This is a genomic window from Peribacillus deserti (assembly GCF_016909175.1).
Classification (GTDB): Bacteria; Bacillota; Bacilli; order Bacillales; family DSM-1321; genus Paraperibacillus; species Paraperibacillus deserti.
On sequence record NZ_JAFBFI010000013.1, the window covers coordinates 1 to 13,879 of the forward strand.

The following is a 13,879-nucleotide window of genomic DNA, read 5'->3' on the forward strand; positions in this document are numbered from 1 at the left end:
ATTAAATAAAATGACCCCGGTACAATACCGGGATCATTTATTAGCAGCATAGGGCCTTTTTATTAAACTGTCCATTTTAGGGGTTACAGTTCACATTTGAGGACACCTTCTTTATTTTTCCGTACCAAAGACAATGTTGTTCTGCCTGCGGGCTTCTTCTGTGATAGACAATACGATTCGGCTTGCTTCCTTCCAGCTCTCATATGTCTCACGGTCATTCGTTTCCACGGTGCGAACAATTTGATCAATTTCGTAAACCATATCATTTTCCGCCTGTTCTACTCCCAGGCTTTCTTTTTCATGAGTCTTATGGTCTATAAATTCAACACTGCTGATCGGCGATACCTTATCGAGAAGGAATGCTCCCTTTTCGCCATGAATTTCACTGCTAATGTAGGACGCGGCAATTTTTGAAAATAGAACTGTACAAACAAAAGAATCATATTCTAAGACCAGTGTCCCACTGCCATCAATACCGTTACGGAGCAGCACGGGATGGTAGGAAACAGATTTTGGCGCTCCAAATAAGCCAACCGCTGCATATATCGCGTATACTCCTAAATCAGTGAGGGCACCACCTGAAAAATCCGGTGAAAATACGTTAGGATTTTCTCCTCGTAAAAAAGCGTCATATCTTGAAGAGTACTGTAAATAATGAAGCATCGCACTGCGGATCACACCTGCCTTTTCCAGGTTCTTCTTAAGAATGGTGAAATTTGGAGAATGGAAATTGCGAATGGCTTCGAATACGAAGACGCCATGTTCTTCCGCAAGCCGATAAATCTCTTCCCACTCTTTTAGATTTGAAAAGATCGGTTTCTCACAAATAACATGCTTTTTATTTTGAATGAAAATTTTTGCTTGTTCATAGTGATGGGAGTTCGGTGAGGCTATGTATACAACTTCTATTTCACTGCTCCTGGCCATTTTTTCGAGATCATCAAAGGCAGATTCCGCGTTATGCTTTTTAGCAAACTGTTCTGCGGCTTCCATGGATCGTGAGTAAACAGATGTTAAGGTTAATTGGTTAGTGGATTTTACAGCATCAATAAAGGATTCTGTTATCCAGCTGGTTCCTATTGTTCCTAGCTTCATAAGAGATAGTTACCCCTTTCAGGTAATGATGGTTTTAATTATAAACCAATTTCCCTTATTTCTAAAATACAAAGGAGCCTTTAGCACAGAAATAGACTGGCTTTAAGGCTCGCTCGCCGGTATTTATTTTTCCTGCAGTTCGATGTTTTTTGTTTCTTTTCCAAAAAAGAATACCGCTGCAGCTCCAATTAGCACCGCTACACAGAAAATCGTAAAAATTGAGGTAATAGATGTATCTTGAGCAACCAGATATCCTACCAGCAATGGTCCGAGCACTCCTCCAATACGGCCAAATGAAGCCGCCATCCCTGCGCCCGCACCACGGATAATCGTTGGATATTGCTCGGGAGTGTAGGCATATAAAGCACCCCAGGCGCCAAGGTTGAAGAAAGATAGAAAAATTCCTGATGTAATTAATAGAGTCAATGACTCTGCCTGCCCAAAGAAATAAGCACTAATGGCTGTGCCTATTAGGTAAGTAACAAGCACAAACTTTCTTCCCAGCCTTTCAATAAACCATGCTGCTGTAAAATAACCCGGTAATTGTGCCAGAGTCATAATCAATACATACTGAAAACTCTTAATGAGTGTAAACCCTTTCATAACCATTACGCTTGGGAGCCAAAGGAACATTCCATAATAGGAAAATACGACACAAAACCATAGAACCCAGAGCGTTGTGGTTTGCTTCCGGTATTTTTTAGCCCACACCCCGGAAAGATTTGCCCACACGGATGGTTTTTCTGAATCTTTTATTCGCTCATACCTTGGAGAATCCGGCAGATTCACCCTTAAGTACAATGCATAAAATGCAGGTATAACACTTATCAATAAAGCAATCTTCCATCCGTACTCTGGAATGATAAAATAGGAAATTAAAGCGGCCAGCAGCCAGCCTCCTGCCCAGAAGCTTTCAAGCAGGACCACTACCTTGCCCCGTTTTTCTGCAGGCACACTTTCAGAAACAAGCGTTGATGCAACGGGAAGCTCTCCCCCGAGACCCATCCCAATTATGAACCTTAGGATTAGAAATACAGTTAAAGAGCTTGTAAATGCAGATAAACCGCTGCCAATAGAAAACAATAAAAGAGTTATAATAAACACATTCTTCCGGCCGATCCGGTCTGCCATCAGTCCAAACAGCAATGCACCGACAGCCATTCCGATCGAGTTTACACTGCCTATCCAGCCAACTTGCTGGGAAGACAGTCCCCAATCTGCAGCTAGTGCTACCATAATAAAAGAAAGCATTCCTACGTCCATTGCATCAAATAGCCAGCCCAGACCAGCTACTCCTAAGAGCTTTTTATTATTCTTATCAAAGGCTTTTGCACTGTTTTCCATAAAATCCTCCCAGAATTCCATAAATAATAACACCTGAAAATATACCAGGTGTCATTACATCTGTAAATAACTATTTTTCATTCAATAAGCTTTTATGAATCCAAATCGCTGCCTGAAGTCCATCCCCCATGGCTATGGCTACCTGTTCAGAATGAACCGTCACATCTCCTGCGGCCCATACGTTCTCTACATTCGTCATTTGAGTACGGGGGTCTACTTTAATATGATTATTATCCATCACCTCTACACCCAGCTGTTTTGCGAGCTGTGATTTGACTTCATTGCCGCCAAAAGCGAGAAAGCACTTATTAGCCGAAAGCAGCCTGCCTTCATCGAGAATAAAGCCTTGAAAGGACTGCCGCTCTTTTACAACCTTTTTAATAGGTTCTTCAAGATATTCTATGTGTTTGTCCTTAAGCTTTTGCAGGAGATCCTTGTCTACTTTTTGCTGTTCATGATTAATATAAATCAGCTTGTCTGTCCAGTATGAAAGAGTCAGCGCCATATTAGCTCCTGCATTGCCTGAGCCAGCTATAATTGTAAGTTCATCTTTAATCTCATAGCCATCACAGTCAGGACAAATATATGCACTATTGCCCAGGCATTCGTATATTTCGGGCAGGTCAGGAATCCGGTCTATAATGCCTGTGGCAATCAGGATTCTTTTAGCCTCATACTGCTTCCCCTTTTCTGTGGTCAGGGTAAATCCCGTTTTTGTCTTCTCCGCAGAGCTGACTGTATCTTCGGTAAACTGAATTCCCACTTGTTCTGCCTGCTGACGCCCGAGCCTGCGAAGTTCTTCCCCGCTAATTCCATCCGGCCATCCCAGTATGTTATGATAGCTTCTGCATAAAGTCGATCTTCCTCTATTAGAATCTATGACTAGCGCTTTACGCTGAGCTCTTCCCAGCTGGATAGCAGCCTGAAGCCCCGCTATTCCGCCGCCGATTATAATGGTTTCGTAAAACATCGTATACTTCCTCTCGCCTAAGGCTTGATTCGTCTTTCCCTGCCTTTAGTATTTTATAAATTACCAGCTTTTATGTTTGCCTATATCCTTATGCCATGATTATTAAACAGAAAAGAGCCCCTATTTCCAAAATAGGAGCTTTTTTTTTGATGTTTATGCAGCCTTTTTCGCATTTTGTGGAGGACTAACTTTTCTAAAAAAGAGGAGAGATTTCTGAAATACAGGGCTTTGGATCAGTGTATAAATGAATGACATGACAAAGACTGGCCCGCCCAGCAATAATCCAATCAGCAAGACGGCGCTTTCTACCAGAATTCTTGCATTGCTGATCGACATGCCTGTTTTTTCAGAAATAGAAAGCATAAAGCCATCACGCGGACCTGCTCCAATGCCTGCCGCTACATACATGCCTCCGCCGATTCCAGTTAGAATAATTCCACAAAGAATAACCAGATAATCTGTCCATGTCCCGGAGGCAGAAGGAAGAATATCAAGCCACAGGAAAAAATCTATAATCGGGCCTATAAATAGTGCATTTAAAAAAGTACCGATACTAATATATTTTCTAGCCGTAATAGATGAAACACCGATTAGAAGAAGTCCTACAACCACTCCCCAGAATCCGATTGAGACCCCGAAGTGATCATATAATGCGACACTCAGTACATCCCACGGATGAAGTCCAAGGTGTTTAACTTGAATAGCGATTGCGATTCCCAGGCCAAATAAAGTCAGCCCGCTAAAAAACATGATATACCGAAAATACAAAGACATGTATATCTCCTCCCCCCTATGTAAAATATGTTAATTATTGTATTACTTTCAGCTTCAGGTGTATATGAATATTTAGAATTTTTCATAGTTTATCCGGTTTACTATCATTTTTTGTTTTATTATAAGGGAATAGCCAAAAATCCTGTATTTATCGTATATATTCAAGTAAAATTATTAATACGATTTTAAAAGAAAGAGGGCAGTTAAAGTGGAGCACACGAATTCTAATTTTATTAGAGATATCATTAAAGAGGACCTCGAAACAGGAAAGCGTGACTACGTAATTACCCGTTTCCCTCCAGAGCCTAATGGATATTTGCATATAGGCCATGCTAAATCCATTATTTTGAACTTTGGTGTCGCGGATGAGTTTAACGGAAAAACAAACCTTAGATTCGATGATACAAACCCTCTGAAAGAAGACATCGAATACGTTAACGCGATTAAAGAGGATGTAAAATGGCTGGGCTACGAATGGGACGGACTATTCTTTGCTTCGGACTATTTTGAAGAAATGTACAAAAAGGCCGTTCTGTTGATCAATAAAGGCCTGGCGTATGTGGACGATCTATCAGCAGACGAAATCCGTGAATATCGCGGTACACTTACTCAGCCGGGCAAGGACAGCCCTTATCGCAATCGCTCAGTGGAAGAAAACCTGGACTTGTTTGAGCGTATGAGAAATGCTGAATTTGGCAACGGTGAAAAAGTACTGCGTGCCAAAATTGACATGTCCTCACCAAACATTAACCTGCGTGATCCTGTTATTTACCGTATTTCTCATGCAACCCATCATAACACAGGAGACAAATGGTGCATTTACCCGATGTATGCTTTTGCACATCCATTAGAGGATGCGATTGAAGATGTAACACACTCTATTTGTACGGTCGAATTCGAAGATCAGCGTCCCCTTTATGACTGGATTGTCGAAAACTGTGAAATGGAAAGCCGCCCGCGTCAATATGAATTTGGCCGCTTGAACTTAACAAACACCGTCATGAGTAAGCGCAAGCTGAAGCAGCTGGTTGATGAAGGTTATGTAGACGGATGGGATGACCCACGCATGCCTACTATCTCTGGATTAAGAAGAAGAGGCTATACACCAGAAGCCATCCGCGCTTTCTGTCACGAAATTGGTGTTTCTAAAAGCGCAGGAACTGTAGATACAGGAATGCTTGAGCATTTTGTCCGTGAAGACTTAAAATTATCCACACCGCGCACTATGGGTATTATTAAGCCCTTAAAAGTTGTGATTACAAACTACCCTGAAGGCCAGGTTGAAATGCTTGAAGCAGAAATCAATCCAGAAAATCCAGAAATGGGTACAAGGCAGATTCCTTTTTCCCGTGAAATTTACATCGAACAGGATGATTTCATGGAAGATCCGCCAAAGAAATATTTCCGCCTGTTCCCGGGCAACGAAGTCCGTTTGAAACACGCGTACTTCATTAAATGCGAGGAAGTAATCAAGGATGAAAACGGAAATGTCATTGAAATCCGGGCTACTTATGACCCTGAAACAAAAAGCGGTACAGGCTTTACAGGCAGAAAGGTGAAAGGAACCATTCACTGGGTGGAAGCTACCCAAGCAGTTCCAGCCGAATTCAGGCTGTATGAGCCTCTTATCCTGGATGCAGACAGCGAAGATGCTAATGAAGAGGATGCAAAATCGTTCCTTGATCATGTGAACCCTAATTCCCTGCAGGTGGTCAACGGATTTGTAGAACCAAATATGAAGGATGTAAAACCTCAAGACAAGTTCCAATTCTTTCGCCATGGATACTTTAATGTGGATCCTAAAGATACAACGGAGGATCGATTGGTCTTTAACTTGATTGTTTCGTTGAAGAGTTCGTTTAGAATGTAAAAGGAAGCAGCCGGCATTACCGGCTGTTTGTGTGTTTACGTATATGGATCGTAAGGGACGTTGCCATCAGGCGCCCGGTAAACAAGCGATTTTGCCACATAAAATGGTGTTTTAACCACATAAATCATCTGTTTAGCCACATAAAATTGTATTTTAGCCACATATCGAGAGGGTTTTGATGGCTGGCAGTTAAATTAACAAGGGATTTTGAAGTTTATGCTTATGTTTTCAAACTTTATGCTTATGTTTCTTTGATTTATGCTTATGTTTTTGCACTTTATGCTTAAGTTTTTGGGGTTTATGCTTCTCAATGCTTAAGTTGGGTGGGTGTATGCTTATCTTTATGGATTTATGATTTAACCTTATTGGATATGCCTAAAATAAGACGGGCGACACCACACGCTAATTAGGTATGCAACAAAAAATAGAGCCTGTTTTCGAATCCGAAAACAGGCTCTATTTTAATTATTTTTTCTTTTTCTTAGAATCTTTTTTAAGAACTACTTCGTAAGTGAAATCTACTGGATTTTTGTCATCAGCAGGTGCTGCATAGGAAGTAATCATATAATTCTTGCCTTCCTTGAACAATTGGTTTAACTGAAGTGCTTTTTCATCTGTTACATTGAACGGATCAACAGTAACTACTTTAGTATGTGTTTTCTTTCCTTTTACGGTTTCATTGATAAAGGTTACTGTATATTCAACATATTTGCCTAAAAGCTCATTCATTGATTTAAAGCCTTCTGGAGAAGTACCAGCATTTGAGTAGCCGATTTCTGGAATGGTAATATTTTTAATAAACCAGCCATCTTCAGTAGAGCCCCAATCAGTTAAATAACGGAATGAAACTAAAACTTTTTTACCCGCGTATGCACTAAGATTAAAACTCTCGTTATCCCAGCCATCGCTATGCCCTGTAAATCCAGGAACGTTTTCTTTAATCTTCGGATAGCCTTCTTCTACAACGTCAGAACGTGTATTGCCGTTAGCAAGGCTCTTCCAAGTCTTACCGCCGTCTTCAGATACCTGGACCATACCAAAATCCCACTGTTCTTCAATTTGGTAGTAATGATCAAAATTTAATGTTGCGCTCGATTTTCCTGTTAAATCAGCTTCGAAAATAAGGGCATTATCTGCTTCATCGCCATTACCGCTCCAAAGTACTTTATTAGAAGCATTGGCTGGATCAGCGGCTGCTGTCCACGGAGTCGGAAGGAAATCCACCCCATCAAATTTAATCGTACGGATTTTATCCTGGAAATCCAGCTGTTTGAAGTCGCCGCCCCATGCCGGAACGCCTTCTTTTTCAATTGCCAATGCCTTTTCATAGTCTACTGTTATACCGCGTTTTGTACCTTTATCATCAACAACAAGATCTCTTAGATCAATGCTGTCAAAATTATACTTTCCATTACCGCTGTCAAGCGCAAGTGCTGTAATAAAGTCTTGATATAGCTGTGTAAAATCTAAATCATATCCGTGCTTAGCAAGGGTTTTATTCACCCCTTCAATTCCAACGTCTTCACTAGTTGCAAGATCACGGATGAATTCCCTTCCAAATTTATCGTTCATATAAAGAGTGAATAGATATACCTGGCCATAATCTGCGATCGTTTCTGGACCAGTCTTAGCCCCCTGATGCTCATCCCAGTTAACTAGTGAGTTTTCCGGGTGATCTAAATAAAAGTTGATAGATCTATCATCGTGACCGTATCCTCCGAGGTATTCGGAAAATGTAGACATCCCCTCGTTGATCCATGTTTCTTCAGCGCCATCGTTATCTGCATGAATTAAATGTTGAAGTTCGTGAATAGTCGTACCGAAGAATGTATTTTCTAAGCGAGTATCCCAATCTCTTGCATCAATTGTAATAATGTTTCTATCAATATAGTTTTCTAGTGTCTGCCAGTAGAACCCAGCTACAAAGAAAGGATATGTCGGATCATTATAATTATCATCAATAATATTATCGACCAGCATTATTACTTTATCGCTGCCTTCATAATAACCTTTTGGTATACCGTCAATCGCACCGGCAATAGGTGAATGAGATCCATCAAGCACATCCGGAGTTCCAAAGAATTCAGTAGCTTTAGGGTAGATATTGCTATCAAATTCATTTTTTAACTTGTCAACCTGGGCTTGAGTTACCACTTGCGCAGGACGTGAGTCTCCAGGCTTGAATGCTAAATCATTCGCAACCCAGATTTCAACATTTTCCCCAACACTCCGCAGAGTAAAGTCTTTGAATTTCAGGTTTCTATTTAAAAATTTCTTAGTCCCTCCATCATAAGTAAAAGTGCTGCTGGCACTGCTAGTAGAACTTCCGGCTGTCTCATTAAAATTAATATTCCTAGCCTGCTCCTCTATACTCTTAAGAGCATTTTGATTAAACGTCTGGTCTTCAGAAAGTTTATTCAAATACCCATCCACATCCACACGATCCCCATAACGCTCTACATCCCATTTTTCAGCTGTAGAGGAAGCAGATGTTGCAGCCTTTGCAGGTGAAGCGATTGGAGCAAACAAAGAAAGAGTTAAAGCACTAGCTGTTAATACAGATAATAGTTGTTTTTTCACTAGCCATTCTCCTTTTTATATAAAGTAGTCTAAATGACTTACTTATCCTAACATGGAGAATATTCTGAAAAAAGTGCTCTTTGAACTAGTATCTGTTTTAAATAATTTCATTTGACTCATCATTCGACATTATTTCCCATAAAATAATAGTACATTTGAATCAAAATTAATAGATTCATATGTATTTTTATTCCGAAAAATAAAACTTTTCTACTAAAAGAAATATTAACCTTCCACTAATTAGTTAACCGCGTGGAAAGCATAAAAATAATTACGAAAAAAATTATTGGAAAAAGGTTTATTAATTAGAATATTTTGGGTATTCCCCTCTTAGCAATACTATTTTACTATTAACTTAGTTCTAGGAGGATGGATTAATTTGTCAAAGAAGTACGCGGTTTTACCTGTTTCACTAGCTGCACTTGTAACTTTAGCCCCTTTATCAGCATTTGCTGAAGGGAGTCAGACCAGTACGGCTGTATCTAAGATTGAGAAGAGTAAATTAGAAAGTGCAGTATCTGCCACAACGAAGGCTAAACCAGCAGTGAAAACAACTACTTCTGCACAAACTAAAATAGTCACAGCTGCAGAAGCAAAAACAACCACATCTGCACAAGCTAAAACAGCTACAACTGCAAAAGCCCAAACAACTACTTCCGTACAAACTAAAACAGTTACAGCTGCAGAAGCAAAAACAATCACATCTGTACAAGCTAAATCAGCAACAACTGCAAAAGCCCAAACCGCTGCTTCTGCACAAACTAAAACGGTTACAACTGCAGAAGCAAAAACAATCACATCTGTACAACTTAAAACAGCTACAACTGCAAATACCCAGACAGCTGCTTCTACACAAGCTATCACAGATAAAGCTGCAGAAGCAAAAACAACAACAACTGCTGACACCTCTGTAAAAACAACAGTTCCAGCTACCACACCAAAAACAGATGATACATCTATTCCTATACCGCCAGTAAAGGATGATCTTCTGCAAGGACTAGCGATTGACTCCTCTGTTACTTCGTTTAGCAGCTTTCAGGCAAGCTCAAATCTGCTAAAAACAGCCGGTTCAATTAAACTGATCGGTGATACGAAAGTAGGAGACAAGCAGCTTCATCCCGTGTATAAATTCGACCTGACAAATTCCGGTAAAGAGACTCTTAGTTCTTTAAGTACAACCATTGCTTTTCCTGAGGGATATGTACTTGATGAAAGCTTTCCACAGCTTGTGTTAATAACACCAAACAATAAAAACCCACACCTTGAAAATATATCGTGGAAACTCAATGACGCAAAAAATGGGATGACTCTTACTATTCCTGATATGGAAGCCAGAGAAAGCATGCATTTCGATGTGAAGTTCTTCCTGGTAAAACCGGCTACAGAAACCATTATTACTAAAGAAATGAAGGCAAAGTTCCAGCTTGGCGGCAATGCCTGGTTTTCATTTAAAGGCAAGACGGCTGAATTCACACAGGATTTATATATTGAGAATAAAAACGATCTATCGTTCAAGGATTTCAGTCTCTCTTTTAAAGCTCCAGCCTTCTTTAAATTAGAAAAATATATCTGGGTAAATGGCATTAAGGTCAGCCTTGTCCAAGGAGCTGACGGGACGTGCACATTTAAGCTGCCTGAAGTATTAAAAGGAAAAACTCATCTGAAATTGAAATTGAGCGGAATGCTAAACGGAAAGGTTCAGTCTTTTTCTATGCCGTTTACCATGCTTTGTGGGAAAGATCTTATCTTGCAAAAATCATTAGGGGTGAGTATAAAGGACCTTAACATCCCGGTCTTTTCACCTGAGATGAAGCAAAAGATTAAGATGAATGGAAATGCCTGGTTTGTGCAGAAGGGGAATAAAGCTGAATTTTATCATGAATTGTTTATAGAAAATAGCAACTCTATGTCATTTAAGAACTTTATCCTTTGCTTCAACAAACCTGCTTCATTAAAGCTGGAAAAGTTTATATGGATAAATGGAGTGAAGGCAAGTCTTGTACAAAATGCGAATGGTACTTGTACGGTTACACTGCCGGAAATTCTTAAAGGAAAAACACATTTTAAAATAAAATTAAGCGGTACTGCAGCTGGAAAAATCAAAACATTTACTATGCCATTTAGCCTTCAATTAAATAAAGAAACGATTTGTGATAAGTCCATAGCCGTAACTTTAAAGAACAAGGTAAATCCTGTATTTACAAAAACAATGAAACAAAAAGTGAAGCTCAGCGCAAAAGCATGGCTTAAAGTACATGGAAAGAAAGCAGAATTTTCACCTGAGTTCTGGATTGAAAATAATAATAGCAGATCCTTTAAAGATATTTGCTTACTATTTAAAGCACCGTCTTCCTTTAAAATTGAAAATGTCATATGGATAGGCGGCATCAAAGGAACCATTACACAGCGGGCAGATGGAATGTATCAAATTATGCTCCCTGAGCTGCCAAAAGGAAAGATACACTTAATGCTTAAAGTCAGCGGAACGATTAATGGAGAGCTTAAACCAATCACGCTCCCGCTCATTCTTGAATCTGATAATGAAACAGTTATCGAAAAGCCATTCACAGTTCCATTGAACAACAGCGGAAATCCTGCAGGCGGCTTTGATCCTGGCACCGGCGTCTCGGCCGACCCGGTAAATTCCGGAGGCGTCTCTAGTGACAGGGGCACTTCTGCAGATCCAAGTACATCCGGAAACAATGGAACAACTCCTGTCAGCTCAAGCCCTGCTGTGGGAAGCAGCTCCACAGGTAATCCTGCAGTTTCAACCTTGTCAACATTGCCGATTACCGGATCGGCAATGGACAGTAAAGCATATATGCTTTTAGGATTAGCAGCTGTAGGAGCCGGTCTTTACCTTTTCCACCGAAAAGGGGCAAAAAACTAGGTGAACTAAATGAAGCCTTATTTTAAAATAATTGGAGGTACCTTCATTTTAATTGGTCTGCTGCTGTTTGTTTATCCCTTTTATACAGATTGGAAAGTAAATCAGGCGCAGAATGCTCTTAAACAAGACTGGATCAAGTTAAATCAGACGGTGGCACAGGCAGAAACAGCAAGGGCAGACGAATCTGAACCAGCCGTTTCCACCACAAAGGGCAAACAGGTACCGTCTAAAGCCGAATCAAAGAAAATTGTAACAGCCCGTGACATTGTAAAGAAAAAAGGCATAGTGGGTGAGCTTGTAATACCGAGAATTAATCTCGAGGCTATTATCGTTAAAGGTGTCGACCAAAAAAGCATGAAAAACGCAGTTGGCTGGATGCCTTCCACCTCCCTTCCAGGTGAACATGGCAATGTGGTGCTTGCTGCCCATAGGAGCCATACGTATGGACAGTTTTTTAACCGGCTGAATGAAATAAATAACGGAGATGTGATAACTTTGCGTTCATACGGAAGGGCATTCACATATAAGGTTTTTGACAGCCTTATTGTTGACCCGGCTGATCTTTCCGTCATCCAGCCGGCAAATGATGAAATCTTGACACTAATAACCTGCCACCCGCTTAATTCGAACAAAAAACGGCTCATTATTAAAGCGAGGCTCGCTGACTAAGTAAGAAATCCCTTGCCAGGCTTCACTGACAAGGGATTTCTTTATTGTTGATTGATTTTCTTGATGGTTTGATTGAGGACTTCCGAGAGGATGATTCCTACTGCAATCGCACCAGAGAGCATAAACGCCTTTGCAGCAAACTGCAGTGCTTCATTATAATCGTTTTCTACGAACTTTCTCATTGCATAATAGGCCATTCCCCCTGGTACCAGCGGGATCATACCAGCCACACTGAAAATAATAACGGGCATTTTATATTTTTTTGCATAAAACTGGCTCATGATAGCAATCAAAAATGCTGAGAGCAAGGTAGCTAATACCGGATCAAAGTGGTTTTCGAACAGAACAACATAGATAAACCAGCCAGCCATCCCTACAATGCCGCAATTTATAAGGGATTTTTTGGGGATATTAAAAATAATTCCTATTCCTGCCGTAGCAAAAAAACTTGTAATTAACTGTCCGATCATAGCTTACTCCTTTCATTAAAAAATGGCGATGTTAGAGCTCAATGTTGATTTTCTCACTAAGTTGATCTTCGCTGCAGGTGCGAGACTCCTGCGGGAAAAGCAGTATTGTCCAGTTCCGGACTGACACCTTCGGTCATAAGCCAATCGCCATCAAAAGGCAAAGGGCGCCTTTCGCTGCCGCTTGTCTTATGTCTGGCTAACGCATAAGGGCGACTATGCTTCTGTCTTCGCTTTCGCTTGCCAATCAGCAAGTCTTCTTTATCAGGTATCTGACTTTCTATATAGTGGTTTCTAAAACGAGTTTGTTCATCACAATTCTCTAAAGAGAAGCACCTTGAAAGTCACCGTCCTCCGCTTTTCTATTAAGGGAGACCCCGCAGGCGTACACGTGAGAGGAGGCTCCCGGACCGCCCGCGGAAAGCGAGTGCCTGTAGCGGAAATAAACAGACAAGTTTAACAAAGCCTTAAAAAATAGAAAAAACAGCGGCAATCCCGGTTCCGATTGCTGATGCAGTTAAAAAGGCATCTGCACCCTTGGACAGACCTGAGACTAAATGCCCTGACATTAAATCTCTTACAGCGTTTGTAATGAGCAGCCCGGGAACTAACGGCATGACCGATCCTATAATGATTTTATCTGCTTCATGGCCTGCTCCTAATGCTTTGAGAGAAAAGGCGGCAAGACCTATTACAAAGGCAGCTAAAAACTCGGCGAAAAACTTCACTTCTACCAGCTTATGTATGTACACAAAGCAAGTATAGCCCAGAGCTCCGGATAGTAACGCCGGTAAAAAATCATACCAGCCGCCCATAAACATAATCACAAAGCAGCCGCTTGATATCGACGCAGCTAGTAACTGAACTGCAAAAGGATAGGATAAGTTTTGTTTCTCTAATTCCTTCAGCTGCCTGTATGCTTCCTCTGATGTCAATTCTCCATTGGTTATTTTTCGGGAAATACTATTTGCCGCGGTTACTTTGTGCAGGTCTGTGTTTCGGTTAGCGATTCGGATTAATTTGGCCGGCACCACTCCATCCAGGGAAAAGATGATTCCGGTGGGTGTGACATAACTATGAGATTGTCCGATTTTATAATAAGCCGCAATCCGTTCCATGGTATCCTCTACACGGTAAGTCTCTGCTCCATTTTGGAGCATGATTTTGCCAGCAAGCAAACATAACTCCATCACTTCAAATGTGTCAGTTTTGTGTTCCAT

Annotated in this window: 10 protein-coding genes; 3 read left to right on the forward strand and 7 right to left on the reverse strand. The window is 40.7% G+C overall.

Translation table 11 applies throughout. The features are described from left to right. Window positions 1-111: 111 nt before the first annotated feature. The 4 genes from JOC77_RS13965 to JOC77_RS13980 all read right to left on the reverse strand — a co-directional run bounded on the left by JOC77_RS13965 (window position 112) and on the right by JOC77_RS13980 (window position 4,183). Window positions 112-1,095, reverse strand: a complete 984-nt coding sequence (locus tag JOC77_RS13965) for a Gfo/Idh/MocA family protein (RefSeq protein WP_204544216.1) — start codon at window positions 1,093-1,095, stop codon at window positions 112-114. 123 nt (window positions 1,096-1,218) lie between these two features. Next, entirely contained in the window at window positions 1,219-2,439 is a 1,221-nt protein-coding gene (locus JOC77_RS13970; protein ID WP_204544218.1) for an MFS transporter, read from the reverse strand. 70 nt (window positions 2,440-2,509) lie between these two features. Further along, window positions 2,510-3,409 carry an NAD(P)/FAD-dependent oxidoreductase gene (locus JOC77_RS13975; protein WP_204544220.1) on the reverse strand — a complete coding sequence of 300 codons (900 nt, stop codon included), beginning with the start codon at window positions 3,407-3,409 and terminating at the stop codon, window positions 2,510-2,512. 153 nt (window positions 3,410-3,562) lie between these two features. Continuing rightward, window positions 3,563-4,183 carry a YczE/YyaS/YitT family protein gene (locus JOC77_RS13980; protein ID WP_204544222.1) on the reverse strand — a complete coding sequence of 207 codons (621 nt, stop codon included), beginning with the start codon at window positions 4,181-4,183 and terminating at the stop codon, window positions 3,563-3,565. Between the two features lie 208 nt (window positions 4,184-4,391). On the opposite strand from JOC77_RS13980, the gene JOC77_RS13985 reads away from it, so the two are divergent. After that, complete coding sequence (locus JOC77_RS13985; RefSeq protein WP_204544224.1) at window positions 4,392-6,053, forward strand: glutamine--tRNA ligase/YqeY domain fusion protein; 1,662 nt, start codon at window positions 4,392-4,394, stop codon at window positions 6,051-6,053. Between the two features lie 465 nt (window positions 6,054-6,518). Here the strand turns inward: JOC77_RS13985 and JOC77_RS13990 are convergent, their stop codons facing one another. Continuing rightward, a complete protein-coding gene (locus JOC77_RS13990; RefSeq protein WP_204544226.1) occupies window positions 6,519-8,633 on the reverse strand; it encodes an immune inhibitor A domain-containing protein in 2,115 nt (704 codons plus the stop codon). 379 nt (window positions 8,634-9,012) lie between these two features. On the opposite strand from JOC77_RS13990, the gene JOC77_RS13995 reads away from it, so the two are divergent. Continuing rightward, window positions 9,013-11,523 (forward strand): hypothetical protein, encoded by a 2,511-nt coding sequence (locus tag JOC77_RS13995; RefSeq protein WP_204544228.1) that lies wholly within the window; start codon window positions 9,013-9,015, stop codon window positions 11,521-11,523. 9 nt (window positions 11,524-11,532) lie between these two features. Then, window positions 11,533-12,192, forward strand: a complete 660-nt coding sequence (locus JOC77_RS14000) for a class D sortase (protein ID WP_204544230.1) — start codon at window positions 11,533-11,535, stop codon at window positions 12,190-12,192. Between the two features lie 41 nt (window positions 12,193-12,233). Here the strand turns inward: JOC77_RS14000 and JOC77_RS14005 are convergent, their stop codons facing one another. Together JOC77_RS14005 and JOC77_RS14010 are read right to left on the reverse strand one after the other, a co-directional pair. Next, entirely contained in the window at window positions 12,234-12,662 is a 429-nt protein-coding gene (locus JOC77_RS14005) for a threonine/serine exporter family protein (protein WP_204544231.1), read from the reverse strand. 464 nt (window positions 12,663-13,126) lie between these two features. Then, window positions 13,127-13,879: a threonine/serine exporter family protein gene (locus JOC77_RS14010; RefSeq protein WP_204544232.1), complete on the reverse strand. Its 753-nt coding sequence runs from the start codon at window positions 13,877-13,879 to the stop codon at window positions 13,127-13,129.

What these genes read in the sequence shown, in the direction of transcription:
- JOC77_RS14005 (WP_204544231.1), bottom strand. Translation starts at nt 12,662, where the DNA reads ATGATCGGACAGTTAATTACAAGTTTTTTTGCTACGGCAGGAATAGGA.
- JOC77_RS14010 (WP_204544232.1), bottom strand. Translation starts at nt 13,879, where the DNA reads ATGGAACACAAAACTGACACATTTGAAGTGATGGAGTTATGTTTGCTT.
- JOC77_RS13980 (WP_204544222.1), bottom strand. Translation starts at nt 4,183, where the DNA reads ATGTCTTTGTATTTTCGGTATATCATGTTTTTTAGCGGGCTGACTTTA.
- JOC77_RS14000 (WP_204544230.1), top strand. Translation starts at nt 11,533, where the DNA reads ATGAAGCCTTATTTTAAAATAATTGGAGGTACCTTCATTTTAATTGGT.
- JOC77_RS13965 (WP_204544216.1), bottom strand. Translation starts at nt 1,095, where the DNA reads ATGAAGCTAGGAACAATAGGAACCAGCTGGATAACAGAATCCTTTATT.
- JOC77_RS13970 (WP_204544218.1), bottom strand. Translation starts at nt 2,439, where the DNA reads ATGGAAAACAGTGCAAAAGCCTTTGATAAGAATAATAAAAAGCTCTTA.
- JOC77_RS13975 (WP_204544220.1), bottom strand. Translation starts at nt 3,409, where the DNA reads ATGTTTTACGAAACCATTATAATCGGCGGCGGAATAGCGGGGCTTCAG.